At 34.3% G+C, this 26201-nt stretch carries 26 protein-coding genes; 14 read left to right on the forward strand and 12 right to left on the reverse strand.

Annotated features, from left to right (window positions below; translation table 11 throughout):
- The 5 genes from DDY94_RS11215 to DDY94_RS11235 are packed head-to-tail and all read right to left on the reverse strand — an operon-like array spanning position 1 to position 5180.
- On the reverse strand, positions 1 to 2154 hold the full coding sequence (locus DDY94_RS11215; RefSeq protein ID WP_111684203.1) for a type II secretion system protein GspD: 2154 nt from the start codon (positions 2152 to 2154) through the stop codon (positions 1 to 3).
- A 42-nt stretch (positions 2155 to 2196) separates the two neighbouring features.
- Positions 2197 to 3606 (reverse strand): GspE/PulE family protein, encoded by a 1410-nt coding sequence (locus tag DDY94_RS11220; RefSeq protein ID WP_111684204.1) that lies wholly within the window; start codon positions 3604 to 3606, stop codon positions 2197 to 2199.
- 3 nt (positions 3607 to 3609) lie between these two features.
- Positions 3610 to 4089, reverse strand: coding sequence for a hypothetical protein (locus DDY94_RS16235; protein WP_111684205.1), 480 nt, complete (start codon positions 4087 to 4089; stop codon positions 3610 to 3612).
- Entirely contained in the window at positions 4089 to 4502 is a 414-nt protein-coding gene (locus DDY94_RS11230; RefSeq protein ID WP_111684206.1) for a type IV pilin protein, read from the reverse strand. Before DDY94_RS11230 ends, DDY94_RS16235 begins: the two co-directional genes overlap by 1 nt.
- 12 nt (positions 4503 to 4514) lie before the next feature.
- On the reverse strand, positions 4515 to 5180 hold the full coding sequence (locus tag DDY94_RS11235) for a response regulator (RefSeq protein ID WP_157957303.1): 666 nt from the start codon (positions 5178 to 5180) through the stop codon (positions 4515 to 4517).
- A 250-nt stretch (positions 5181 to 5430) separates the two neighbouring features.
- Between DDY94_RS11235 and DDY94_RS11240 the strand changes: the two genes are divergently transcribed.
- From DDY94_RS11240 to DDY94_RS11300, 14 genes are all read left to right on the forward strand, one after another.
- Positions 5431 to 8814 carry an RHS repeat domain-containing protein gene (locus DDY94_RS11240; protein WP_157957304.1) on the forward strand — a complete coding sequence of 1128 codons (3384 nt, stop codon included), beginning with the start codon at positions 5431 to 5433 and terminating at the stop codon, positions 8812 to 8814.
- A 20-nt stretch (positions 8815 to 8834) separates the two neighbouring features.
- Positions 8835 to 9245 carry a hypothetical protein gene (locus DDY94_RS11245; protein WP_111684209.1) on the forward strand — a complete coding sequence of 137 codons (411 nt, stop codon included), beginning with the start codon at positions 8835 to 8837 and terminating at the stop codon, positions 9243 to 9245.
- An 8-nt stretch (positions 9246 to 9253) separates the two neighbouring features.
- The gene (locus DDY94_RS16275; protein WP_111684210.1) at positions 9254 to 13261 is read left to right on the forward strand and encodes a DUF6443 domain-containing protein; all 4008 of its coding nucleotides are present in this window, start codon (positions 9254 to 9256) and stop codon (positions 13259 to 13261) included.
- Positions 13262 to 13263: 2 nt separating this feature from the next.
- Positions 13264 to 13602 carry a hypothetical protein gene (locus DDY94_RS11255; RefSeq protein ID WP_111684211.1) on the forward strand — a complete coding sequence of 113 codons (339 nt, stop codon included), beginning with the start codon at positions 13264 to 13266 and terminating at the stop codon, positions 13600 to 13602.
- A gap of 339 nt (positions 13603 to 13941) precedes the next feature.
- A complete protein-coding gene (locus tag DDY94_RS11260; protein ID WP_157957305.1) occupies positions 13942 to 14292 on the forward strand; it encodes a hypothetical protein in 351 nt (116 codons plus the stop codon).
- Positions 14282 to 14731: a hypothetical protein gene (locus tag DDY94_RS11265; RefSeq protein ID WP_111684213.1), complete on the forward strand. Its 450-nt coding sequence runs from the start codon at positions 14282 to 14284 to the stop codon at positions 14729 to 14731. The genes DDY94_RS11260 and DDY94_RS11265 overlap by 11 nt, the downstream gene beginning before the upstream one ends.
- 2 nt (positions 14732 to 14733) lie before the next feature.
- Entirely contained in the window at positions 14734 to 15984 is a 1251-nt protein-coding gene (locus DDY94_RS11270) for a hypothetical protein (RefSeq protein WP_111684214.1), read from the forward strand.
- Positions 15972 to 16298, forward strand: coding sequence for a type IV pilus modification PilV family protein (locus DDY94_RS11275; RefSeq protein WP_111684215.1), 327 nt, complete (start codon positions 15972 to 15974; stop codon positions 16296 to 16298). Before DDY94_RS11270 ends, DDY94_RS11275 begins: the two co-directional genes overlap by 13 nt.
- Positions 16295 to 16753 (forward strand): PulJ/GspJ family protein, encoded by a 459-nt coding sequence (locus DDY94_RS11280; protein ID WP_111684216.1) that lies wholly within the window; start codon positions 16295 to 16297, stop codon positions 16751 to 16753. Before DDY94_RS11275 ends, DDY94_RS11280 begins: the two co-directional genes overlap by 4 nt.
- Positions 16754 to 17887, forward strand: a complete 1134-nt coding sequence (locus tag DDY94_RS11285; RefSeq protein WP_111684217.1) for a type II secretion system F family protein — start codon at positions 16754 to 16756, stop codon at positions 17885 to 17887.
- A gap of 394 nt (positions 17888 to 18281) precedes the next feature.
- Positions 18282 to 19082, forward strand: coding sequence for a sulfite exporter TauE/SafE family protein (locus DDY94_RS11290; RefSeq protein ID WP_111684218.1), 801 nt, complete (start codon positions 18282 to 18284; stop codon positions 19080 to 19082).
- Positions 19083 to 19167: 85 nt separating this feature from the next.
- Entirely contained in the window at positions 19168 to 19509 is a 342-nt protein-coding gene (locus DDY94_RS11295) for a rhodanese-like domain-containing protein (RefSeq protein ID WP_111684219.1), read from the forward strand.
- A 120-nt stretch (positions 19510 to 19629) separates the two neighbouring features.
- Entirely contained in the window at positions 19630 to 19773 is a 144-nt protein-coding gene (locus DDY94_RS16245) for a hypothetical protein (RefSeq protein WP_198658950.1), read from the forward strand.
- A gap of 102 nt (positions 19774 to 19875) precedes the next feature.
- Positions 19876 to 20238, forward strand: a complete 363-nt coding sequence (locus DDY94_RS11300) for a DUF4870 domain-containing protein (RefSeq protein ID WP_111684220.1) — start codon at positions 19876 to 19878, stop codon at positions 20236 to 20238.
- Between the two features lie 96 nt (positions 20239 to 20334).
- On the opposite strand, the gene dnaN is transcribed toward DDY94_RS11300, so the two are convergent.
- The 7 genes from dnaN to DDY94_RS11335 all read right to left on the reverse strand — a co-directional run bounded on the left by dnaN (position 20335) and on the right by DDY94_RS11335 (position 26105).
- Entirely contained in the window at positions 20335 to 21453 is a 1119-nt protein-coding gene (gene dnaN / locus DDY94_RS11305) for a DNA polymerase III subunit beta (RefSeq protein ID WP_111684221.1), read from the reverse strand.
- Positions 21454 to 21542: 89 nt separating this feature from the next.
- Positions 21543 to 23231 carry a gliding motility-associated ABC transporter substrate-binding protein GldG gene (gene gldG / locus DDY94_RS11310; protein ID WP_111684222.1) on the reverse strand — a complete coding sequence of 563 codons (1689 nt, stop codon included), beginning with the start codon at positions 23229 to 23231 and terminating at the stop codon, positions 21543 to 21545.
- On the reverse strand, positions 23218 to 23691 hold the full coding sequence (locus DDY94_RS11315) for a hypothetical protein (protein ID WP_232817864.1): 474 nt from the start codon (positions 23689 to 23691) through the stop codon (positions 23218 to 23220). Before DDY94_RS11315 ends, gldG begins: the two co-directional genes overlap by 14 nt.
- Positions 23692 to 23717: 26 nt before the next feature.
- Complete coding sequence (gene gldF / locus DDY94_RS11320) at positions 23718 to 24440, reverse strand: gliding motility-associated ABC transporter permease subunit GldF (RefSeq protein WP_111684224.1); 723 nt, start codon at positions 24438 to 24440, stop codon at positions 23718 to 23720.
- Between the two features lie 31 nt (positions 24441 to 24471).
- On the reverse strand, positions 24472 to 24948 hold the full coding sequence (locus DDY94_RS11325; RefSeq protein ID WP_157957306.1) for a hypothetical protein: 477 nt from the start codon (positions 24946 to 24948) through the stop codon (positions 24472 to 24474).
- Positions 24949 to 24969: 21 nt separating this feature from the next.
- Positions 24970 to 25266, reverse strand: coding sequence for a putative quinol monooxygenase (locus DDY94_RS11330; protein ID WP_111684226.1), 297 nt, complete (start codon positions 25264 to 25266; stop codon positions 24970 to 24972).
- Between the two features lie 2 nt (positions 25267 to 25268).
- The gene (locus DDY94_RS11335; protein WP_111684227.1) at positions 25269 to 26105 is read right to left on the reverse strand and encodes an SAM hydrolase/SAM-dependent halogenase family protein; all 837 of its coding nucleotides are present in this window, start codon (positions 26103 to 26105) and stop codon (positions 25269 to 25271) included.
- Positions 26106 to 26201: the final 96 nt, after the last annotated feature.

The raw sequence follows: 26201 nt of genomic DNA on the forward strand, positions 1-26201 counted from the left end.
TTATTGAATAACAGTTGGCTTAATAAATACGGTTAACTTTGATTTTCTACCTTCTCTAACGCGTTTGCTAAATAGCCATTTTATTATGGGAATCCGAGCTAAAAAGGGTACACCAGAACCCGAATTATTAGAGAAGTTTTCTTCAAGACCACCTAATACGGCAATATCTTGATCTTTCATTCTAACAACAGAGGAAAAATTTCTAGAGCTTATGTCTGGTGGTGCATCATCAGCAATGCGTTGTCCAAAACTCGACTGTATGACATTAATATTTAGTAGCACTTCTTTATCACCTGTGACATAAGGTTTAATTTCTAAACCCAGTTTAGCATCAATAGGGAAGTAGTTCCGAATTTCTGAAGTCTGAGGGTTATCTGTTCCAATAATGTTTCTTTGTACCACGGCATAATAGGAGGTTTGACCATTTGAGAACGATGCTTTATGCCCGTTTAGAGTGGCTAATTTTGGCGTCGATTTAATTTTTAGATCGCCATTAGTCTCCATGGCTTTTACAGTGGCAAAAAAGTTTGGTACAACTCTACCAAAATTAAATACAGAAGTGCTGCTAAATCCGCCTATGATCCTGTTTATTGTTTCGGCACCAACATTGATATCTGTGGTTGGAAATAACGAACCTTGTGTCGTTGTTGGTTCATTGCCAATTCCCCAACTTACACCAGCCTCAACAGTACTAGATACCTGGGCTTCAACTATCATTACCTCAATCAGAATAACAGGAATAGCCTTATCTATACTTTGAATAAATTTTTTAAAAAATTCAATTTTTGCGCCAGTACCAGTAACATAAATACTATTAAGCTCAATATCAATTTTACATTCTAATCCTTCTTTAACCTCCTCTGGAATTAAATCGAGAATAGTACTAGCATTTTCATTTGCAGGAGAAATACTTGAGTTGGTATTAAAGTTTCTGTTTTGTGGTCTGTTATTAACGGCATTTAGATTGTTGTTATTAAACCCAAAGTTAAGTTGATTTCTAAACCCTTGTTCGGCTGCCTGATAATTATCTCTAATGGTATTTCCACTTCTCAGATTTTGAGGGTCAGCCATCATATTAACCGACCTATGTTTTAATCTTATGATTTCAACTTTCCTAACACTAAGCTGCTTTTCGGTACCAAAGAAATAAATGTTGTCTTCCTTTTTAAAGGTATAACGATTTAAGGAGGCTACAGTGGCGGTTTTGCGATTTTGGTTATTATTAGCTGTTGGGTCTACTAAACTTGTGGATTGTGGTTCAAAAAGCTTGATTAATAGATTGTCGAAACTGATGGACTTTGCTTTGACGGTCGCATTTCCAGCATCGTCTAAGGGAGAAGCCATAAACATATTTATATCTAGGGCCTCACCAATGGTTTCTATAATATTTTGTAAGGGGGCATTTTTAAAATCAACCTCCAATAACTGTAAAGTGGTATCTATGATTTTGAAATTTAAGTTGGGATTAATTCGTTGGCTAAGCCTATTATTCGAGGCATTTTCACCTGAATTAAGAACTTTATCAAACACATAAAAATTATCCCGTGTTTTGGTAAGCTTTAGATTATTACTCAAGGCCAGTTTGTCCATTGCAGTATCAAAATCTGTTGATTTGATATAGACGGATAATTTCATGGTCTCCATACCAGGAGCAAAGAGCAAATTTTTAGCACTTTGATCCATTATCTCCTTAAAAACTTCATGGAGTTGATTATTGTTAGCGTCTAAATCAATTTTATTTTCAATGGGATCGTACCGAATTGAAAAGGGGTAAACCTGTTCTACCGGAGTTTCTTCATATCGTTTTATGGATAGAATATTTTTAGTGAATTCTATGGTTAGACTATATTCCTTACATAAAAATAACAGCATATCTGAAACGGTGACATTCGAAAAATTGTTTTTAATATTGATGTTATTAAGATCAGCAGAGACATTAATATTTATTTTATGAATGTTAGAAACCGCCAAAAGAAAATTTGGTAGAGTCACATCATTTAATGCTATGTTAGCATCAAGAGTGTCCGCAAACCCTGGGTTTTCAATAGAAAGCTGTTCTAATTGTGCATCTATTTGCATCAGTCTTGGACTGTTCTGTGAATGACCCAGACTAACTATGAAAAGGGTTAGTACTATTTTTAGAAATAATTTCATCAATTCTGTTTTATCTTGAAGTAATTAGGTTATTACTAATTACTATTCAATTAATAAGGGATATACTTCTTCGATAGAAGTTTCACCATTCTTTATAAGTTCAATAGCGTTGGTTTTAAGCGTTGCAATACCTTCTTCAATCAAATAATCATCGATCTCTAATTGATTAGATTTAATATGCTCCACCAACACTTTGGAAATAGGGATAATTTCGTAAATCGCCTTTCGACCATAATATCCAGTAAAATAGCAGTCGTGGCATCCCACAGCGACGTAATGATTTACTAAGTCTTTAGGCATCTCAAATTGTTCTGGAAAGTCTGAAGCACTCACTGGCTTCTCTATTTTACAAGTCGAGCAAAGTTTTCTAACCAGACGTTGGGCTATACTTATATTTAATGTATTTGCAATTAAAAAGGCAGGTATATCCATATCAATGAGCCTAGAAATGGTGGCCCAAGCCGAATTTGTATGGATGGTAGATAAGACCAAGTGACCTGTTAATGCGGCTCTAATTGCCATATTGGCTGTTTTTGCATCTCTGATTTCACCAACCATAATTACATCAGGATCCTGTCTCAAAAACGTACGAAGGGTACTCGAAAAATCTAATCCAATACTCTCTTTTAACTGTACCTGATTTATACCTTCAAGGGTGTATTCAATGGGGTCTTCGATGGTGAGAATATTTGTTTTTTCGTCATTTAAAAGTTTTAAGGTCGCATAGAGTGTTGTTGTTTTACCAGATCCTGTCGGACCAGAAATTAAAACTATACCGTTTGGTTTTTTAATGGTCTCTAAATACGATCTTAGTTCTTTTTTAGTAAATCCAAGATCCTCTAATTCTAATTGATCAGAATCTTTACTTAATATTCTTAAAACTACTTTTTCACCGTGTAAAGTGGGTAAGGAGGATACTCTAATATCAAATTCTTCGTATTCGGTATTAATTGATATTCGGCCATCTTGAGGTAGGCGTTTTTCGGAGATATCTAATCCTGCTTTTATTTTTAGTTTGTTGACAATAATAGGATATTGATCAGGTTCTATGATAAAATACTCTTTTAGTTTACCATCGAGACGCAGTCTTACACGGCAGCGTTCCTCGTAAATTTCAAAATGAACATCGCTACTACCTATGTGCTTGGCTGTTGAAAGAAGTTTTTCCAAAAAGTCTGTGGAATAGCTAAAGGCTTCAGAACTTGACTGCTCTCGTTTTCTGAAATTTACAGCCAGATATTGCTGGATATTATCTTTTGATTCATTTACCAAAGAAACGTCCTTGCCTAAAATAATTTCTAATTCCTGCTTGAATTTTTCAGTGGTGTTATGAGACTTAAACGTATATCCATTGGCATTGTCATCGATAGGAATAATTTGATAGGCATGAGCTTGCTCACTACTAATAAGTTGAGTTAGATGGACTGGTATTTTAAAATCATCCTTCACCATTATTTAGTAAGCATATAATGAATTTGTAAACCCAGACCAATGCAATGCATATGCAATGCCGTAAAATAAACTAATGTAGCCTGCCAAAGGAACCGAAGGCCATTTAGAATATTTTTTTACAATGAGATGAAGAATTAACGAAAACAGCAGTGAGAATACAAAAAGAACTAAAAACGATAATGTTGAAAATGAGAATACAAGACCAAAGAATAGCAGTATATCTCCTAAACCAATGGCTTCATTTATTTTCATTTTAAGTTTCATTTTTGCGTAGACTATTAGAATTATTATAAGTGTCAAAACAAACAATAGATTCATACCAATAGAAACAAAAAATAATTCTGGTAGGGTGCTGTTATAAAATAAAATAGCACTACTTATGCCAAGTATTGGATAGAGAAACCAATAGACCTGTCGATCTTTAATATCCTGATAAGATATAAGACCAATACAGCTTATTAATATGAGTTTTATTACTATCATTAGTCCTTTATAATTTGCCTTGGTGCGCCTGTTTCGTTGATTTCCCAAACGTTGAAAATCCCATCGCCGTCAAAATCTGTTATTGCTGTTGCTCTGGCCACAAAGGTGGTGTTGTCGGCACTTAAAATTTCATAAGTATAATTACTTGTACCATTTTCCTTTACGGTTTTAGGCGCCTCAAAATCTAATTCATAAAGATCAGCACTGTATTTAGAATATAGGTAGCGATGTGAAGTTTGATTATTGTATATATACTTCAGCTGCATTTGAGCTTCAATACTCTTTGCTTTAACAACCAATGGCATAAGATTTGGAAGTGCAATAAGCATAAAAACACCTATTATTAATAGCACTATGAGCACCTCTTGAAGACTAAAAGCTTTAAGCTTTTTATTTGATATTTTTAATTTCATAGGCTGTTGATATTAAATAAATCCGCAGGCTTCAGCTTTAAGGATAAGGTGTCTGTCGTCACCTTCTTCGACACCAAATACCTCCTTTAGATTTCGTTTTCGTAATTCTATAGCACTTTTTGAAAGTGGTATAATCTCAGAAAGATGTTTCATCTTCGCACCCTTAGATAATTGATACAAGAGCTGCCGATCTATCCTATCGAGGGTAAAGTCATTTGTGATATGACGTCGCATTAGTTGCAAGATCAATTTGCTGTAATACGGACAGTCTTCAATTACCGAAACTATGGCGTTATTAAGTTTTTCAAAATTGAGTTCTCTTTTAATAAGAAACCCTTCAGGATTTAGATTCTTAAGGATATTATTGAGTCTAAAATTGTTATTATAGGATGTTAAGACAATAATCTTCGCATTAGGGAAATACTTGCGTATGTCGACACCAATATCTTCCCCAGAAACATAAGAGCCATTAGAAGAAGGTAAGAGATGGATATCTAATAAAACGAGATCAATAGGATCTGAATGCACTGCTCGTTTAATTTCATTAATAGCCGAATCGCAACTTGTAACAATTTTGATTTTAAAATCTAATAGTCCGTTATTATCCCCAATTTGCTCTAGCGCTAATTTCATAGGTTCTACCATCAAAGGTTCTTCTTCAACGATAAGCGTATTCAAAAAATTTATCCATAGAATAATAATGCCGAACCCCTAAGGGAAGAGTTCGATAAAGTTCAACACTAAATTATATGGTCAACAGAAATTCCTATTAGGGTTTTTACATAGAAAAACTGTGTGAAAACCCTAATTTTTATGAAAATGGGAACTATAAATTTACATCAAAATCCATAAAACTAAAGTTATCTAAAGGTTAACAATCAATTGAATTGTTTAATGACCTTCATTATTAATCTTAATATTTCCGAAGATGAAACGTAAACTTACTATTAGCCTGATTTTTATCATGGCTTTGTCGCCATTTCTAATGGCACAAGAACTTCCCGAAGTAATCCCTCCCTCTCCAACAGTGGCCAACCTTATGCAGTTTGAAGAAGTGCCAATAAGTTATTATACCGGTCAACCTAATATTTCAATACCAATTTATTCCAAACCAATCACCAATAAATTGAGCATGAATATTGGCTTGAGTTATAATACTCAGGGGGTTAAAATAAATAGTAGATCCGGTTGGACTGGAACTGGCTGGACATTAGCTGCTGGAGGTGCAATATCTCGCACCGTGAGAGATGTACCCGATGAAATAAAGAAGAACACTAATGGTTATATCGGGATTAAAACTGGTGCGCATCATTTAACCGAATATTGGGATTATGAAAGTCTAACATTCCCTCAAAAAGAGGAATACAATTGGAAGGCTAATGGAACAAGTCTGGATAAATATGACACTGAACTTGACTTATATCAATTCGATTTTATGGGTTATTCAGGGCGTTTTGTAGTAGTTAAAGATGGAAATGACCTTAAAGCCAAACAGCTCAACCAGGGCAGTAACTTAGATATTGTATTATATAATAATGGAAGTCAGGTTGGTTTTGGGGCAAATACAATTGACGAGATTAGAATCACAGATACTAATGGATACCTTTATACTTTCGATCAAATAGAAACGTCCTTACCGACAACATTTAGTGGTACCATACCTCAAGGAGATCCTGAAGGTGTCGTTCCAGTATCTGGAAGTCAAGAATATATCAATTTAAATACAGCTTGGCATCTAACGTCTGTTAAAAATGCTCATGGTGAAAATTTGGTAACCTTTGGTTATGACTCCACTTATAATGAGACTTATATTGTTTCTGTCTCACGCACTTACAACAGATTAACAAGTCTACAAGGAAATCCAAATTTTAATAATCAGGATGTACAAGACAATGAAGCTAGGCTTGAACCAAAACAATCATTGTCCTATTACCAAATTAGTGCGCAGACTCAAAAATTATCTACAATTAATTTTAGAGATGGAACCAGTGTAGAATTTAACTCCATAAATAATCACCCAGAGACTAACGGAGCTCAATTACAGAGTATCGCTATAAAGAATGGTGCTTCCACCAATAAGACCTATAGCATGACATATGAAACCACAACGGATACGTCCATTATACCTTCTCAATCAAGATTATGGCTCACTAAAATTACCGAAACGGCTGGATCAATTAATCTAGATTACATTCTAGAATATGATGACAAAGCTTCTCTTCCTGGCTTTGACAATATCAATCTAACTGATGATTGGGGATACTATGTTGGTACAGGTACGACCGACTGTGGAATATATGAACCCAATAGTGGCTCTCTTAAAAAAGGACTGCTCAAACGAATTATTTATCCAACAGGTGGCGCAAAAGAATTTGTATTTGGCAAACATACAGCCTCATATTTCGGAAATACACAACTTACAGATGATGAGTATCGTGATCAGAACCCTGACAATTTCAATGCAACATCAGTTTCACAAACCTTTAATAGTGCTACACAAAATGCTTATGCCGGTTCATCATTCTTTACAAGTTTTATGGTTTCACAAACTCAAGAAGTTGTTTATCAGCGTGGTGCTACAACAGCAACAGTAGCCGAACAGCAAAATGCATTCATTGAAATTACAGGACCTAATAATTATCTTCAGCGATTCGCTCTGGATGCTGAAGAAGTTAAGTTCACCGTTGATTCTGGCACCTATGAAATCCGTTTTGGTACGTTAACAACAGGAACCAATTATAATGTAGCAATGTGTATTGGATATAAAAACTTCAACACACCCATTGATAAATTTGTTTTTGCTGGTGGTTTTAGAGTAGAACAAGTAATTTTTAAAAATGATCCGTTATCAGCCGAAGTTGAACGCCGGATTATAGTCAATTATGATGACGAAAATGACAGTGATATGTCATCAGGAGTTTTAGATTCTGAATATTATCGACTATTTAGAAGTTATAAACTCAAATCTTTTAGCGATAGTTGTCCTGAGAGTTTTGGTTCTAGTGGAAATCCTGTTAAATCTGAATATGAGGTCACTGAGAAAGGTACGAGAGTTCAGGCTACACAGGGCGGTTATGTTGGATACCGACATGTAAAAGTATTTGAAACTGGAAACGGATACACGACTTATAACTATACATCTGCTTACGATTATCCATCACCTTCTACAGTTTTCAATTTACCAAATCCAACACCTGCACCTAATATTGACTTCAAACGTGGTCTATTATTAAAGGAGCGTATTTATAATGCCAACAATGATATTTTAAAAGAGGTGAGCAATGTGACTGTCGTGGGGAATGATGAAGTGCCTAATTACACCTTTACAGAAAGTGCATTGTACTCAGCAAGATTTGCCTATAAAAATCCTGATTGTGCTGAGGCTCATTGGTATGATAAATATTCTAGCTTACTTAGTGGTATACCAGACAATACTAATGGATGCACCTATTCTTCTGGACCAAAAGATACTTATTATAATTGCGGTGGTGTCGCAGCCTTACAAAAGGTGACCGTTATTAACAGTACGTTGGCTCAACTTACTGAAACGAATACCAACGAATATTTCTACGAAAACGGTACGCCGAATATTAAAAGTACAGAGCAACAATTTCAATACAATGCTGATAACAATCTTATAAGTCAGGAAGATGCCTATTATTTTAAATCAGGCACACAAGAACATTTACAAACTAAATATTATTATCCAGTAGGTCCAGACTTGGGCAGTAATAGTATAGCCGTAAAGAACGATCTTATTAGCATAAATAAGATTGAGGAAGTACTTGAGGTTGAATCCTTTAGAAATGGCACCAAATTAAGTACTACCTACAACGTTTATAACGAATTTGATACTGGGATTGTACTTCCTCTAGAAGTAAGGGTTGGTAAAAATACATTAACACCAACGACACGCATCAATTTTCATGATTACGATGATTACGAAAACCCAAAAGAGGTGAGTCAAGAGGACGGTATAAAAATTTGCTACATCTACGGTTTTAATGGAACGCTTCCTGTAGCAAAACTTACTAATATTGATTATGCGTCCATTGAATCAGCATTTGGAGGAACTTTCACGCCTCCTAGTGGAAATTTGAGCGCATCAGATGAAACAACACTAAGAGGTATTACCAACACATTTGTGTCCTTCTATCGCTATGACCCTATAAAAGGACTTATCAGTAGCGAGGACGACAAGGAATATGAAATGACCTATGAGTATGATGAGCTAAACCGATTATTGAGGGTTAAAGATACCAGCGGTCATATCTTAAGTGAGAACAGCTATAATTACAAAAACCAGTACTAACCTAAAAATTTGAATTAAAGATGAAAACATTATATAAACTAGTAGTTACGGTGGTGTTGGTAATTTGCAGCACTTCACTTTACGCACAACAAACCCTGACGGATTTTACTGCAATTGATGAGTCTGGTGAAGACAATAATTATGTTTTTACAACCTTTACCAAGCAAGGAAATACACTTCTATGGAAGCAGAATAACTATACGAGTGAAAAAGAAGTTAGCATATCATTAAGTACTATAGGGGATTATTGGGATCAAAACACCCAAACAGGAAGTATTACACTGACAGGATCATTAAATGATTATGTATTAAATCTGAAAATCGTTGGAACTTCAGAAGGTATTTCAGCTGAAATTCAAATTACTAACCCAACTTCTGAAGCCGATCCGCAAATCATCAATTATAGTATTGAAACCTTAACTCTTAATTAGAAACTACCATGAAGAAAAGTATAAATATTTCAAATCGAATTATAGTAATGGTAGCTCTATTTATGAGCCTATCAGCATTTGTTACAGCACAGAGTATAATAGGACCAACAACCGTTTTATCTGGTAGTTCTCACAATTACTCCTACAGTAATCCATTCATATTGTCAGCTTCATGGTCTTCAGTTGGTGGAACTGTGGCCTTCACATGGACCACTGGTACTAAAGGAAATACTACCTATCACGCCACAGTAGTCTGGGGTGCTGTGGGTAGTGGGTCAGTAACTATTAATGACTTTGGTGGACCAGTTGAAACTTTAAATGTAACAATCACTAGTGGTGGCGGATCTCAAAATACAGTACTTAGTGATGAAAACTTCGTACACACCTTAATACCACAAACGGCAACCACTAGTGTTAGTGGTCTAAATAATAATGAGAAAATAGAATCCGTAACCTATTTTGACGGACTTGGCAGGCCTATGCAAGCGGTTGGAATTCGGGCTGGAGGTAATTCTGAAGATATCATCACCCATATTGAATTTGATCAGTATGGAAGAACTGCCAAAGAATATTTACCATATACTTCTGACTTAGCGGCAGGTCCTTATCGCACAGGAGGACTCAGTGAAACCAATAGTTATTATGACGATACAGCTTTTGATGATGACTTTCCAGGGATGACCACCTTAGATATTAATCCATATTCTGAACAATTGTTTGAAAGTGCTCCACTAAATAGGGTACTTCAACAGGGAGCAACAGGAGAAGCCTGGAAAATAGGACACAATCACGAGATTGGTATGAGCTATTTAAGCAATAGTGCGTCTGATAACGTTAGAAATTTCAGTGTTCAATTGACTTATGATAATACTGGTGGTGTAATCACATATATCCCAAGTCTTCAAGATAATGGCACCTATAATGCCAACGAACTCTACAAAAGTGTTGTTCAAGATGAAAACTACGATGATAGTTCTAGTACTAAGGCGCATACAATAGAAGAGTATAAGGATGCTGAAGGAAGGGTGATCTTAAAACGAACCTATGGTAATTCAGTAGTTAACGGTAGTTCACAAACCGATGCTAAACACGATACCTACTATGTATATGACATTTACGGAAATCTAACATATGTTATTCCACCTAAAGTGGATGATGTCAATAATGTTACGCTTGATGGTCTTTGCTACCAATATCGTTATGATGACCGGAACCGGTTGGTGGAAAAAAGAATACCTGGTACCTCAGGATGGGAACACATTGTTTACAATAAATTAGACCAGCCAGTCATGACTCGTAATCGCACCTTATGGGCACAAGGGAAATGGTTAGTTACTAAATATGATAAATTTGGTCGCGTGGCTTATACTGGTTTAGAAAATTCTATTGCGTCTAGAGCTTATTTTCAAAATTTGGTTAACACGCATACCACAGCAACGCAATATGAGGAAAAGGTGTCAACAGGCACAGGTTATCTAGGTACCTATTACACCAACAACGCCTACCCCTTCAATATTGATGAGATATTAACTGTGAATTACTATGACGATTATTCATTTGATTTAGATGGGTTGACCTTACCATCCTCTGTGGATGGGCAGTCTGTTATTAATTATAATAACAATACATCGACCCAAAAATTAACTAAAGGACTATCTACTGGTACGAAGGTTAAAGTACTAGATGTTACACCTGCGAAATGGATAACTACTATTATGGGCTACGATGTTAAAGGACGAGCTATAGTTACCAAAAGCAAAAATCAGTATTTAGGTGCTACAGATTCTGTTGAAAGCACTTTAGATTTTGTTGGTAATATTGTTAAAACGGATACAGATCACACAAAGAATTCCACGACAATTAACATTATTGATAGATTCGAATATGACCATATGGATCGCTTAGTACTGCATAAACAGAATATCAATAGTGCTACATTAGATGAAGTTATTGCAGAACATTTTTATGACGATCGTGGTCAATTAGAAACTAAAGGTGTTGGTGGCGAAGAAGGAAGTAGCCGATTACAAGACATTGATTACAGTTATAATATAAGAGGTTGGCTAACAAATATAAATGATGCTGGTTCCTTAGGTAATGATCTGTTCGGATTTGATATACATTATAACAATTCACCGAATACGACACATGCTCTACACTTATATAATGGTAATATATTCTATACCAGATGGACTACTGCAAATGATAATACGCCCTTTTCATATTATTACCAATACGATGCCTTAAACCGTTTAAAAGTGGCAAAGTTTGCTGGTGGAGGTTATTGGTCTAGATATAATGTTGAAAATATTACCTATGATAAAAATGGGAATATTCTTAGTTTAAAACGAAAAGGGCATGTTGTTCCGCAACCTGACCGTGCGATTTCTGGTGATTTTGGTGATATGGACGATCTGGACTATACTTACCAAACCGATAGTAATAAACTCATAAAAGTTGATGATAGTGCTAACCCTGATTATGGATTCGTAGATGGTGCTGATGTAACTACAGAATATACCTATGATGATAGTGGAAATATGCTTACCGATCTAAATAAAGGTATTTCATCGAATATTACATACAACTACCTCAATTTACCAACGCAAGTGACCTTTGCTTCGGGGAATATTCAGTACATTTATGATGCAACAGGTGTAAAACTAAAAAAAATAGTGAGTACAGGAACTACAACAGAATATGCGGGGAGTTTTATTTACCAACAGTCTGGTAGTAATCCAGCAGAATTGCAGATGTTTTCAACCCCTGAAGGCTATGTGGAACCAGATGGCACAAACTTTAATTATGCCTATCAGTATGTTGATCATCTAGGAAATATTCGCCTTACTTATATGGATATTAATCAAAATAATGCCAGTAATGTAAGTTTAGATATTATTGAAGAAAATAATTACTATCCTTTTGGGTTAAAACATAAAGGTTATAATGGAAATGTTTCTTCTAATAGTAATGCTATGGCGAGTAAGTTTAAGTACAACGGTATGGAACTAGAAGAGTCTCTTGGTATTGATTGGTATGAGATGGATGTTAGACAGTACGACCCGGCTCTAGCTAGATGGACGGCTCTAGATCCCGTACTACATTATGAATATTCACCATACCATGCCTTTGATAATAACCCAGTGTTTTGGGCGGATCCTTCTGGAGCCGATTCTGGATCACATTTAGATGGAGGCTATGGTAGAGATTTACATAGTGCTGCAGCCACAAGGTACAATTTTGTAGACGTCGTAAGCCATAAAAAGAAAAAGAGTAGTGCGAAATATAAAAAATATTTTTCTGATTCCTTAGATGAAATCAAAGATTGGATACTTAATGTAAAAACCGAATTATATGTTTGGGACGGTAATGTAACATCAAGAGAAAATACTCCTGAAGGTTTTGCTTATGTTGGAAAATCGATTGCAGATGTTAAAACAGATTTTAATAGAAGATTAGTTGGTAAATATACGCCAATTGGTGCGGTATTTGCATCCATGTTTACTGAACCCCAATTTGGAAAAAATCGAACTCCATGGACGGGCGAGGTAACCGCGAGAGAGAATACATGGGTTGATGATTGGTCTCAGTCATCTAATATTTTTGCTCAGATGAGTTATGGATTTGCTAATGATACTTCAATTTTCCTTCAATCTATGAACCCTTTTGATATGAGAATAACACATCTTAATGGATATGGTGTGACGGGAAATGAGAAATTAGATCATGGTATTTTCGGAATGATGAATGTAGTACCGATAAGCGCATCAATTAAGGCAACAATATTTATTTCAGAATCTAAATTTGTTATGAGTTCATCACGAAGTGTGACAGATGACTTAATGTTTAGATTTCGCTTAATAAATACTAAAACAAAATATCATTTTTCATTAGAAAGACATAGTTTCAATACGAATTATGGAAAACCTATTTTTACTACCCATTTAAACTATGGATTAGAAGGGAAACTTCATTATTTTTTTAATCCATTTAAAAAACCTAGAATAAAGTTATAATTATGAGAAACAAGAAAAAATTATTAGATGATATAGGTTCAATTATAGATTCTTTAAATTCAGAAAAAAGTGGGAATTATCTAAGTGTACTAAGGTGTTTATATAATTATTATCAAAATTTTAATGAATCCGTTGAAATTGAAAATTACTCAATAACAAATAGTCATCATTATCTATCAATCAAAAACAAGGGTGATGAGTTTTTTAGTTTTTTAGAATTATCAAAAGATTATATTGAATTTCGTTTTCCAGAACATTCAGAATTTTTTGTTTTTAACAAGGATTTTCTAACTAATATTGAGGTTAATTTGGATATTTTTTTAAGAAACTTTACCCACTAGATTTGGCATTCTTCCGCTAGCGCGTCTGCGACGAGTGACGGTACAGATAAAACAAAAATAAAAGCTCTTACAGACATGTAGGAGCTTTTTGTAATTTTAGAGAATAAGCTGGAGATATAGGTTTCATAATAATTTCGTTGTTATCACCGCTGAATCGTATTCGTCGTAAGTATATTTAAAAATCACAGCCATTGACTGTGGTTTTTACTTTTAAAAAGATATTAGTGAAACTAAATTGATAGTAGTTTTGCTTAGCTTTTCTAAGCTAAAACCATAGTTAAATGAGCAAGAATTGTTCTAATTTACCACTTAATTCTTCAATTCTAAGCTATGGGCAGAATGATTTTAATACTTTTCTTTTGTTGTGTAATATTTAGTTGTGAAGATCTTATCGAAGTAGAGGATATTTCTAATGAGTCAGTAAATGTTTTAGCACCGGTAGATAATAGCGTCGTATCTGAATCAACCATTAATTTCTCTTGGCAACCTTTAGAATATGCAGACTCTTATCAGCTTCAGGTGGCGCAACCAAGTTTTGAGAATGCCATTCTAATTGTTGAGGATTCTACAATTACAACAACCAACTTTTCTAGAACTTTAGAAAACGGCAATTATCAATGGCGTATAAAAGCCATCAATTTTGCTTACGAAACGCCATATTCAACCCAAAATCTAACTATTGAAGACTAAGAAAAAAACATATGTATTATTAGTATTAGTAATCGCCGTTTGGGGTACTATTGCCTATAAAATTATTGTTGCTCTAAATCCAGAAGTGCCAGAATTTCAAAAGGAAGACAAGGTTTCAATTACCAACTTCAAAATTGAAAACCATGTTGACACATTCTCAGTCGCTAAAGTCAATAGAGATCCTTTTTTAGGCACCTATGTTAAAAAAGAAAGATCTAAAACTAAATCTAAAAAGAAAAGAGTGGTTTGGCCTCAAATAACATATCAGGGGATTATAAAAAGTGGATCAAATGTCATGTACATCTTATCCATCAATGGCAAACAGCATTTACTAAAAAAAGGACAGGTCAAAGACAATATTAAACTGATTCATGGCAATGCAAAGTCGCTCGCCTTGCGCTTTAAAATGCAAACAAAGGCTTTCCCTATAAAACAATAGTTATGAAACTAAGGGCAGGTGCTTTACAATTAGTAACTTTTGTAGTTGTGGTTATTGCACTACTGCTTTCATCGTTTATATTACTTATGCATTTACATAAGCAATTTCGTATTAAAACTAACCATACTATTGAGATGGTGAACCTGGTAAACTATGGCATTGATTCATTTCTTTATTCAGAAATGACTCTTAATGATACCATAGCCATTGATTCACCCAATAAGGACTTTAAATCTATTTCCATATATGGCAGTTATTGGGGAGGGTTTGAAAGGATCTATGTCGAAGCAAAACGTAAAACTACTAAGCTAAGCAAAGTAGCACTCGTCGGTCAGTTGAAAGATACTAATACACCCGCCCTTTATCTTCAAGATAATAATAAACCTTTGGTACTCGTAGGGCAGACCAGAATTACTGGGAAGTCCCATCTGCCTTATCGTGGCGTGAAATCAGGTAATATTGCGGGACAATCTTTTTCTGGTGGAAAATATATCAATGGCAAATCATTATTAAGTAATAACTTACCACATTTGAGTACTGAATTTTTGGGTTATTTAGAAGATATATCTCGCAGTAAGTACGCGGGTTCAACGATGGAATACAAACACATTCGAGGACAAAAAATTCTAAAGAACTCCTTTGAAGATTCGATACAAGTGATCTATGATACTTCAGAAATCCTATTAGCAGATATTACAGTATTAGGACACCTTATCATTCAATCGGAGACTAAAATAACAGTTGATTCAACAGCAGAACTACAAGATATTTTGCTGATAGCACCAATTATTGAAATTGGAACGGAGGTTTCAGGATCTTTTCAAGCAATAGCAACAGAACAAATTGATGTGAAAAAGGGCGTTACTTTGGCTTATCCTTCCGCCTTAATTCTTCAAAAAGACTACGAAAAAAATAAAATCGGAGAGTCATCAGGGATTGCTATAGCTGACGGTTCCGTCGTTTCTGGACAAATTTTAATACTAGGAGAGACCCAAGTAGATAATTATGATGCTCAACTCAAAATAAGTGCCAATGCCATAGTTGAAGGTACAATCTATTGCCAGCAGAATTTAGAGTTGAGAGGTACGGTTTACGGTTCGGTGTATACCAATAATTTCATAATTAAGGAAGCAGGATCGACCTATCAAAATCACCTCTTTAATGCACTGATTGATGTCACCGTATTACATGAGAAATTTGTAGGACTAGGATTTGAAAATTCACCTAAAGGAATTGCAAAATGGTTATATTAAAAAAAATAAAAGGAGCAACATTGATGGAGACCTTAATAGCTACCGTGCTCATTATGTTGATCTTTGTTGTTTCGAGTTTAATATTAAACAACCTCTTTACAAGCAGTATGAAAGGTAATACTAGAGCCATTTCAAGCAAGCTTTTTGAGATCGAATATCTATACATTAATGACATGCTTAGTTTGCCCTATTATGATGAATATGATGGTTGGGATATTGAATTTATACCAATTAAAAACGAGGCCAAAGTGAGTCTAAAGGCGACTCGGTTAACAGCTCCAAAGACTATCGAAAAAACCTTTTATCGTCGATGAAAACTAAAGTTAACGCATTAACACTTAATGAAATGGTAATTGTAATGATTATTACATCCATTGTGATTGGCTTAGCTTTTACCGTACTTACACTTGTGCAACGGCACATGTGGTCTATTCAGAAAAATTTCAACTTAAATACAGAGTATAATCGACTTCACGAAGTCTTATGGGTAGATATTCATCGATATAATACTATCGACTTTAATGCACTTCAACACACTATTAAATTTAAAACTGTATTAGATTCGACCGTATATCGATTTGAAAAGGATTATGTGCTTAAAGATTTAGATACTTTTTATTTGCCAATTGCAAAATCTACGTTCTACTTTAAAGGGCTTGAAATTACCAAAGGTAAACTCGATGCCATCAAATTAGAATTAGCAGAAACCTATAAAGACCGTGCAATTTTTATGTTTAAACCCAATGATTCAAAACACTTAATAGACTAAATGGCGTTTCAATTAGATAATATATCGAAATCATCTGTAAAGTCTGAAGAGCATTCTAAAATCACCACGCTTTTAGAGAAGGAGGTTATTGTTTTAAAAAAGGCGTTTTCTAATAAAATAAAAGAGGACTTTTACACGGAACTTGGGGTATTATTAAAAGCAGGAATCAATTTAAAAGAAGCTTTAGAACTTATAAAAAATACCCAAAAGCGAAAGCGTACAGCTGCCATATTGCAGCATGTACTAGACGATGTGATTTCTGGTATGAGCTTTTCAGATGCCATAAGAACCCATAAAGAATTTACGGACTATGAATACCATTCCATCAAAATAGGCGAGGAAACGGGTACATTATTTAAAATTTCAGCTCAGCTTGGCAATTTTTATAGCCGAAAAAATGAACAGCAAAAACAACTAATCAATGCACTTACATATCCCTGTATTATACTCACAACGGCAATTTTAGTAGTGATTTTTATGCTTCAGTTTGTAGTACCCATGTTTGAAGATATTTTTAGACAACAAAACGTTGAAATGCCAGGGGTTACTGTTTTTGTGATTTCTATTTCTGAATTTATTAAATCTTATGGACTACTTCTATTGCTCGTGCTAATAATACTCTTTTTGTCGAGATTTATTTTGAACAAAAAGCGTTGGTATCAGCAGATTAAAGATTCTGTAATAGATAGAATCCCATTCGTTGGGAATTTTGTAAAAATGGTTTACCTGTCGCAGTTTACACAGGCTATTTCGCTGTTAACCGCATCTAAAGTACCAATTGTAAATAGTATTGGTCTCGTAAAGAAGATGATTAATTACTATCCGTTGACTAAAGCGCTTCAAAAAGTTGAACAGCAACTATTGAAAGGCGAGACGTTTAGTCAAGGTTTGAGTGAAAATAAACTCTTCGATGAAAAAATGATTGCCCTAGTGAAAGTTGCGGAAGAAACAAATCAAACACAATTGATGTTCGAGCGACTCAACGATCAATATAATGCCAGAGTACAACAACGATCTAAAATGCTTTCGACAATAATGGAACCAGTCATTATCTTATTTATTGGATTGTTTGTAGGTTTTATTCTGATCGCAATGTATCTCCCAATGTTTAAATTGAGTAGTATTCTTGGGTAAAAGTTATCAGTATTAAAAATTTTAGTTGGTTACTTTTTTAGGTTATTAATAAATCCTTGAAAGCATGCTTTCAAGATAACAAAGTGTTAGTAAATTTTTACTTTTACTGGTAAACATTTTGCTTAAGGTTTACAGGGTTTAAAGAATTTGAATCTACTCGACGAACATTGTCTGGAAAAGAAATAGTACATATGATAGGGAAGGAGCAGTTGAAATCGAATAAAAAATCAATCTTTAAAGCATTCTATTCATAAACTAGTTAGAAACCGAATTAATTAGCTATCTTCAATTCATTTTTTCAGATGCGATAGAACCGAGTAATGAGAATTGTAACAATTGTTACTGCAAAATATTGGTGTCGCCCTTAGTTTTGACAACCATTTAATACGAATACATGGAAATCAATCAAGTTTTTGGTTATGTTGGTGCTTTATTTATAGGAGTCGTGTTAGGTCTTATAGGCGGCGGCGGATCTATCTTAACAGTTCCTATATTGGTGTATTTACTTTTCGTTAATCCTGTTACGGCAACTGCTTATTCGCTTTTTGTTGTAGGCGTTTCTTCGTTAGTTGGCGCAATTAGAAATATTCAGAAGGGATTGGTTGATTTTAGAACAGCCATTGTTTTTGCCATTCCCGCTTTTATTGCTGTTTATGTAACCCGAAAGTATCTAGTCCCTGCAATACCAGAAGAAGTCTTTTCTATTGGCGATTTTATCTTAACCAAAGACATTGCCATTATGTTGTTTTTTGCAATAGTTATGCTGGTGGCATCCTTATCTATGATTAGAAATAAGCGCGAAGATTCGAGCGAAGAAACTAAAATTTCATATAACTATCCACTCATTATTATTGAAGGAATTCTGGTGGGAGTCATTACAGGTATTGTCGGTGCAGGAGGAGGTTTTCTAATAATACCGGCCTTGGTATTATTGGCCAAGCTACCAATGAAAAAAGCAGTAGCTACTTCATTACTAATTATTGCTATTAAATCCTTGATTGGTTTTATTGGTGACGTCGAAAATTTAGAAATTGATTGGACGTTTCTGTTAATTTTCACATCAATTTCAACGGTTGGTATTTTTCTGGGAATTTATCTTTCAAATTTTATAGAAGGGAAGAAGCTTAAAAAAGGCTTTGGATGGTTCGTTTTGATAATGGGTGTGTACATTATTTATAAAGAACTTTCAATGTAACTAATGTTACAACTTAGCTTCGTTTTATGGCATAATTTTAATGAAATTTAATTTCAATTAATTTTTAACGAATAATATTTTAACGATGTCTTTTTTTGCTTCATTATTTGGTTCAACAACTTCAAAGAATACAGTCATTAAAGTTCTCACACCAGAAGAGTTTAAGTCAAAAATCGAACACAGAAACGTACAGCTCGTAGATGTTAGAACTCCAGCAGAGTATAAATCGGGTCATCTAAAAGGTGCAATAAACATAGATTTTTTCTCAGGAAAGTTCAAAATGAGTTTTAATAATTTCAATAAGCAAAAAGCTATTTATGTGTATTGTAGAAGTGGAAGTCGGAGTAGGCAAGCTGCCAAAAGATTAGAAGCACTTGGCTTTGATGAAATATATGATCTCAAAGGTGGAATTTTGAAATACAGATAACCATTGTCAGGTATGGGCAACTTATTACATCTCGTAAGTATAAACATTCAATGACAAATGTCATTTTAATTGCGAAAAGGTGTTCATAATTTAGCAAGTGTAAATTTAAATAGTCAATCAATGAAACATAATTTGCTTATTTATGACTGGAATAATGGCGTGGTTATGATCGCTGTATTCGCATTAGTCTGTATTATTTTAATAGGTGTGCTTGTCAGTTTAATGACAGGTAAGAAAAACAATAAAGATATTCAGGATAATTAGCATTATTTATTCATTCGTTTTTTAAGAGCACAAAAAATTGTGCTCTTTTTTTGTAACATAATTTGAAAAAATGCGTCACATAAGTGTTAACTTAAAATAATCATGGAATCAAATTATCATACGCTTAAAAGAACCGACAATCAATTATTGGTGATTACACATTTAACCCAATTGTTGACTTATATCACTGGTTTTGGTGGACTTATAGTTCCGCTAGTGATCTGGGCATCGCAAAAGGATCGTGTAGAAGGTTTGGATGAACACGGTAAAGCTATTTTGAACTTTCAATTAAGTGTTATTGTGTATTGTATTCTAAGCATTCCGTTAATATTTGTTTTCGGATTGGGAATCCTGACGTTTATATTAATTGGTATCCTGGCGTTTGTCATGCCAATTGTAAATGCAATAAAGGCTAGTAATGGTGAATTACCTAGCTATCCATTATCTCTTAATTTTGTTAGTTAGTTATTTGTACTGAATGATTTCAGTTGTTCACAAGAGGTAATAAAAATGCTCATCAATTCTGATGAGCATTTTTTTATAGTATTTATGTATAGTTAATTAGTTGTTCAGCATAACTGGCATAACAAGCATCGTAATGTGCTCACCTTCGTCTAACCCGTCAATTGGAGTTAAAATTCCAGCTCTATTTGGTAAACTCATTTCCAACTGTACATCGTCAGAGTTTAAGTTATTGATCATTTCTGTTAAGAAACGTGAGTTAAATCCAATTTGCATATCATCACCTTGATAATCGCAACTAAGGCGTTCTTCGGCTTTGTTGCTATAATCAATATCTTCTGCTGAAATATTTAGTTCAGCACCTGCGATCTTTAATCGAATTTGGTGAGTAGTTTTATTCGAGAATATGCTCACACGACGCACCGAATTTAAAAATTGTGTTCTGCCGATCACTAATTTATTTGGATTTTCCTTCGGAATAACCGCTTCATAATTTGGATACTTACCATCAATTAAACGGCAAATTAAAACAGAATTGTCAAAAGTAAACCTCGCATTAGACTCGTTGTATTCTACAAGTACATCATCGTCATTTCCAGCCAAAATACCCTTTAACAAATTCAATGGCTTTTTAGGCATAATGAATTCTGCAGATTCAGTTGCGCTAACATCGTTTCTGGTATATTTTACAAGTTTATGTGCGTCAGTAGCAACAAAGGTTAAATTGTCTTGCGAAAACTGAAAGAACACACCACTCATTACTGGTCTGAGATCGTCATTCCCAGCAGCAAATATTGTTTTGCTTATAGCTGTCGCCAAAATATCTCCCATGATGGTAGTTTTACTGGCGTCTTCTACGGCAACCGCGTTTGGAAATTCAGCGCCATCTGCGTATGCTAATGCATATTTACCATGATTTGAGCTAATTTCTACAGTGTTATTATCCTCAGCAACAAATGTTAATGGTTGCTCAGGAAACGTCTTTAAGGTGTCTAACAACAAACGTGCAGGTAAAGCTATGCTTCCTTCAGAATCACTTTCAACATCAATGGTTGATGACATCGTAGTTTCTAGATCACTTGCTGAAACGGTTAATTTTGATTGGCTAAGCTCGAATAAAAAGTTATCTAAAATAGGAAGTGTATTGCTATTGTTAATGACACCACCTAGGACTTGGAGTTGCTTTAATAAATATGTGCTTGAAACAATAAATTTCATGTGCTGAATTTGTAATTTTTAACTTCTGAGTTTATCCTACAAATATATCCTAATAGAAGGGTTTTATAAAACAAACTTATTAACAAAGTCTAGGTATATTTTTTCTTTCTAAAGTAGTTGAAGGCAAACCCAAAAATACCCAAAAAAATTAGAGGAAGTGCAATGTTAATTAATTGCCATTGCCCTTTACTATCTTTAAGCTTGTCTGAATCTAAATATGCGATATTTATTTCTTTAGCTCTGATGTTTATAAGTCCGGTATCATCTAAGAGATAATTTACGGTATTCAGCAAGAATTCGGTGTTGCTATAAACACGACCAGAAAACTCGTCTAAACCAAGTTTTATCGGACGATTTCTTCGGACCTTATTTTTGATCACATCACCATCCGAAATAATTACCATCTTCGTTGGAGCGCTTTTAGATTTAAATTCTTTCATTTTGAAAGGCAAAACCAATTGGTCATAAACCGATGTAAATTCTCCTTCCAAAAGCACAGCTAAATTTTGAGGCCCTGAAGTAAAACTGTCTTCATCTGGTGCTGTTGTCACATCAGATAAGGAAATAATTGCCGGTGTGCCTTCAATTTTAGATTTTGGCGAACTCTGAAGCAATATCGTTTTTGAAATGTCATTTTTTAAAGTATCGATCGGACTTGCAAAATCATACTTAATGATATCGAGATTCTTTGTGATTGGATGATCAGAATTCGCTTTTGCTAACGGCGAGTATTGCCATTGCAATGGCTGAAGCGGGTTGCCTTCACCTAGAGACAACATAATTGGTGCAGAGAATAGATCTTTAACCAAACTAGGATTTATTCTAACGCCATACCTAAAAAAGAAATTTGTAAGATTTAAATCCCTTATCGTAGTTACTGCACTGCCACTTTCGTTATAAAGACTGTCTGTATCCATAACTACAGACTCCGTTAACCATAAACTTTTTCCACCATGCATGGTATACTGATCCAAAACTAGTTTTTCGCTTTCAGTAAAGGCTTCTGTTGGTTTTGCAGAAACAATCAGGTCAAACTGGCGCAGTTGATTCAATGCTCTTTCAGGTGTTTTAGCAACACTATCTAAAGTGAAAAAACCTATATTATAATAGGGCTGAAGTGTAGTTAAAAAATCATTGAGATTTTTGGTGTTTATTCGTCCTTCAGAATCTAAATCATCGAGTTGGCCATTTCCTTTCAAAAAAGCGATGGTTTTGGTTTTACCTTTTATCAGTTTGCTAAAGCCATCAGCAAAGGCATATTCTAATCCTTGAACAGAATTGTTAATCTGCTCTTGTAGTCCTTCCGTAATACTTCGTTTTAGTAGAGGGATCTTAACAGTCTGGTTGTTATAACTGGCAAAGGCCCATGGAAAAATTAATTCTTGAGTAACTTTCCCCGAACTGTTATCCGTGTTGATATAGGGTTCTAATCCAGATTTGGTTAACTCTTCTATATTACGCTGCCGTGTGGTTTCATCAGCAATTGGATCGATGTAATTAACCTTGATCTTGTTAGTTTGTAATTGAAATTCTTCAATGATCTGTCTTACTTCAGTTCGAAGTAATCTAAATTCTGAAGGAAAATCGCCTTCAAGAAATACATCAATAATGAGAGGCGAATCAATATCCTCAACTAAACTTTTGGTTGCATCCGAAAGCGTGTAACGTTGATCTTGAGTAAGATCATATCTGCCGTAAAACTGACTAGAGAGGGCATTAATCACGATCAGCCCTACTATGACAACGAGTATTTGAATTAAAGTCTTATTCTTCTTCATCTTTCGTCTCGTATGTAATTTTCTCCTGATATGATTTTAAGGATACCACCTTGTCGTTTTCAAAAGTTATTTCAACACATTCCTTATCGTCATTGAAAGCACCGGGTTCAATACCTAAACCATAATTCCATTTGTTGTCATCATGGGCTTTTTTTGCATCGTCCCACGACAACCACTCGTAATTGCCCAATAACTCATTCACCTTTTGTTTTGAGAGTCCGACTAAAGTGTCTGAGGCAATAGTTTCATCTATCATTTCGTAGCGTAGTGCTGGCTTTTCAATCCAAGCCTCACTATCAAAATACTTCTGGTGATGATAATTGCTTACGATATTTATGAATGGATAAAACATATAGAAGTACACAAAAGGTGTCAGTACCAAACTTATTATGGCCGTTAACCATTTGCGTTTATCTACAGTATTCAAAAACAAGAATAGTAGCACAAAGACTATGATCATAGAGATTACTAAAAATGGGGTAATTATCATCGTTTTTGAATTCTAAGTTTTGTGAAAATTAAAAATGCCACGGCAACACTTATAAAATAGATCAGGTCTCGGGTATCAATAACACCTCTGCTCATACTTTTATAATGCGAAGACATTCCTAGGCTTTCCATGTATACAAGATTACCAAAGACATTGTAATTTGAAAGTCCTTCAAATCCAAAATACATAAAGAAGCAAATAAATACGGCTACTATAAATGTCACAATTTGATTATCTGAAAGCGTAGAGGCGAAAACCCCTATGGCAGTATAAGACGCAATTAAAAAGAGCAAGCCAAAGTACGACCCTAAGGTACTGCCAACATCGAGTTGACCACTAGTATTCCCTAATTGTGAAACCGTATAGACATATAATACAGTTGGTATTAAAGCCAAAAGAATGAGAATAAAAGCACCAAAATATTTACCTAATACAATTTGAAAATGAGAAATTGGTTTTGTTACTAGCAGTTCAAGAGTGCCTTGTTTCTTTTCATCACTAAAACTGCGCATGGTTACGGCTGGGACAAGAAAGATCAGTATCCAAGGTGCTAAAAGAAAAAAGGATGAAAGACTTGCAACACCGTTATCAAAAATGTTGAATTCACTTTTGAAAACCCAAAGAAACAAACCGTTCAATAACAAAAAGACACCAATAACGAGGTAGCCAATTGGTGAGGCGAAGAAGGTGTTTATTTCTTTTTTAAGTATTGCTAGCATTTAATTTTTTATAAATATTTCACTTGTTTTTTTAACCTACACTGTTGATAGATACATCAATTAAACTATTGTTTGTCAAGTCTACAATAAAATTAAAGTAACAACTTCCACCATCAATTATATTTCCAACAGGCTTTGTTTCCCACTCATTTTTATACCTTTCATATTTGTCATCTGGATTACAAATAAATTGAATAAATACGATCTTCTCATTGCGATTGTTTCTGAATGGTAGATATTGTCGAACAAATTTAATATGATTTTCTAAATCACTTTTATTTGAATTAGAGTAAATCCTTTCTGTTTGAATTTTATGAAATTCAATTATTTCTTTTAATTCAGTTTTAATAATGGTTTCGATAAGTTCTACTTCTGAATGATTTAGTTTGGTAGGAGTATGATCACTAAATCTGTTTGATTCAACAGATTGAAAAATAACATAATCCATCCCAGAAATATTACCAGTATTATTAGTGCACGATAGTATAGAACATAATAACAAAGTCATTAATATCTTTTTCATATATCGTCAATTTAAGCTTGCAATTTTATCCACACTCCAAGCTTCAGGTTTTGCATTAAATAAGGGTTTGGTCTTTGCCCATACCGCCTTAAATAATTCTGAATGCCTATAATTTTCTAAATGCGTTTCAGAATCCCAATAACTATACGTAAAAAAGATATTAGTATTGTTCTGATCGCGATACAATTCTAGAAAATTACAACCTTCAAAACTGCGAATCTTAAATTTATTGGCTTCAAAATTAGACAAGAATTCATCTATTTTTGACGGTTCAAAACTCATTTTTACAATTCTTACTAACAATGCTAAGATTTTATAAAGTTAACAGTTACCGTATCCATAGTTTTTAAACCCATTAGGGTAGAGGCACTACCAACAGTGCTGCAATTGCTTTTGTAAACCGCAATTTCTAAATAGCCCGATGAGTTAAATACTACGAGACCTTTGCCTTCGTCATTTCGCTTGGCTTCGTCGATCTCAAAATTTACTATATCGCTGTAACGGTTATAGATCTTTTTGAATTTATGATTCCGCGCCGAAATCTCATAATTGCGTGTTTTCTGGATGTCTTCAAAAAACTTCTTTTTAATATTGGTTACAACATTGCCATAATTGTCAATATAGATGACCGAACCAATAATCTGATTTTTTTCATCGTTGACGAACGGAATCAAATTTTTAATTGGCTTAATAGTGTTAATAACTTTTCCGATCACTTCTAAAGTTCCACCTCTGGCAATATGGCAAGCAACTTTAACAAACACATCTAAAACCGGAAAATTAGTTTCAATTTTATCATGAATATTGATCTCCACAATTTTCTCTGGTGCAATTTCAGCACAGATCATACTCATAATTCCGTTGTTGGCACATATAAAGTAATGGTCGTCTAACTTAACCGCAATGTGCTTATTTTCAGGGTTTAACTCAGAATCAATTCCTATGATATGAATGGTCCCTTTCGGAAAACTACTATAAGCATTTAAGATAATGTAGGCCGCTTCAGAAATATTAAAAGGGGACACCGAATGTGAAACATCAACAATATTTATATCAGCTAATTCACTGTAGATCGCACCTTTAATCGCACCAGCAAAGTGATCTTTTTCTCCAAAATCGGTGGTCAGAGTGATGATTGCCATGAATTAATTGTTGATATTTTTTTTCGAATTGAGGTTGTAAAATTGTTAGATTTGTTCGTACACAAACGTTACGCAAAACTAAGAAAAGAAAACAGA

The organism is Winogradskyella tangerina, assembly GCF_003260205.1.
GTDB lineage: Bacteria > Bacteroidota > Bacteroidia > Flavobacteriales > Flavobacteriaceae > Winogradskyella > Winogradskyella tangerina.

Excerpts from the sequence above, each read along its gene's own strand:
- DDY94_RS11290 (WP_111684218.1), top strand. The coding sequence starts at position 18,282 with ATGGAAATCAATCAAGTTTTTGGTTATGTTGGTGCTTTATTTATAGGA.
- DDY94_RS11300 (WP_111684220.1), top strand. The coding sequence starts at position 19,876 with ATGGAATCAAATTATCATACGCTTAAAAGAACCGACAATCAATTATTG.
- DDY94_RS16235 (WP_111684205.1), bottom strand. The coding sequence starts at position 4,089 with ATGATAGTAATAAAACTCATATTAATAAGCTGTATTGGTCTTATATCT.
- DDY94_RS11325 (WP_157957306.1), bottom strand. The coding sequence starts at position 24,948 with ATGACTTTGTTATTATGTTCTATACTATCGTGCACTAATAATACTGGT.
- DDY94_RS16245 (WP_198658950.1), top strand. The coding sequence starts at position 19,630 with ATGAAACATAATTTGCTTATTTATGACTGGAATAATGGCGTGGTTATG.
- DDY94_RS11270 (WP_111684214.1), top strand. The coding sequence starts at position 14,734 with ATGAAACTAAGGGCAGGTGCTTTACAATTAGTAACTTTTGTAGTTGTG.
- DDY94_RS11220 (WP_111684204.1), bottom strand. The coding sequence starts at position 3,606 with ATGGTGAAGGATGATTTTAAAATACCAGTCCATCTAACTCAACTTATT.
- gldF (WP_111684224.1), bottom strand. The coding sequence starts at position 24,440 with ATGCTAGCAATACTTAAAAAAGAAATAAACACCTTCTTCGCCTCACCA.
- DDY94_RS11280 (WP_111684216.1), top strand. The coding sequence starts at position 16,295 with ATGAAAACTAAAGTTAACGCATTAACACTTAATGAAATGGTAATTGTA.
- DDY94_RS11285 (WP_111684217.1), top strand. The coding sequence starts at position 16,754 with ATGGCGTTTCAATTAGATAATATATCGAAATCATCTGTAAAGTCTGAA.
- DDY94_RS11240 (WP_157957304.1), top strand. The coding sequence starts at position 5,431 with ATGAAACGTAAACTTACTATTAGCCTGATTTTTATCATGGCTTTGTCG.
- DDY94_RS11335 (WP_111684227.1), bottom strand. The coding sequence starts at position 26,105 with ATGGCAATCATCACTCTGACCACCGATTTTGGAGAAAAAGATCACTTT.
- gldG (WP_111684222.1), bottom strand. The coding sequence starts at position 23,231 with ATGAAGAAGAATAAGACTTTAATTCAAATACTCGTTGTCATAGTAGGG.
- DDY94_RS16275 (WP_111684210.1), top strand. The coding sequence starts at position 9,254 with ATGAAGAAAAGTATAAATATTTCAAATCGAATTATAGTAATGGTAGCT.
- DDY94_RS11255 (WP_111684211.1), top strand. The coding sequence starts at position 13,264 with ATGAGAAACAAGAAAAAATTATTAGATGATATAGGTTCAATTATAGAT.
- DDY94_RS11230 (WP_111684206.1), bottom strand. The coding sequence starts at position 4,502 with ATGAAATTAAAAATATCAAATAAAAAGCTTAAAGCTTTTAGTCTTCAA.
- DDY94_RS11275 (WP_111684215.1), top strand. The coding sequence starts at position 15,972 with ATGGTTATATTAAAAAAAATAAAAGGAGCAACATTGATGGAGACCTTA.
- DDY94_RS11260 (WP_157957305.1), top strand. The coding sequence starts at position 13,942 with ATGATTTTAATACTTTTCTTTTGTTGTGTAATATTTAGTTGTGAAGAT.
- dnaN (WP_111684221.1), bottom strand. The coding sequence starts at position 21,453 with ATGAAATTTATTGTTTCAAGCACATATTTATTAAAGCAACTCCAAGTC.
- DDY94_RS11295 (WP_111684219.1), top strand. The coding sequence starts at position 19,168 with ATGTCTTTTTTTGCTTCATTATTTGGTTCAACAACTTCAAAGAATACA.
- DDY94_RS11245 (WP_111684209.1), top strand. The coding sequence starts at position 8,835 with ATGAAAACATTATATAAACTAGTAGTTACGGTGGTGTTGGTAATTTGC.
- DDY94_RS11315 (WP_232817864.1), bottom strand. The coding sequence starts at position 23,691 with ATGATCATAGTCTTTGTGCTACTATTCTTGTTTTTGAATACTGTAGAT.
- DDY94_RS11215 (WP_111684203.1), bottom strand. The coding sequence starts at position 2,154 with ATGAAATTATTTCTAAAAATAGTACTAACCCTTTTCATAGTTAGTCTG.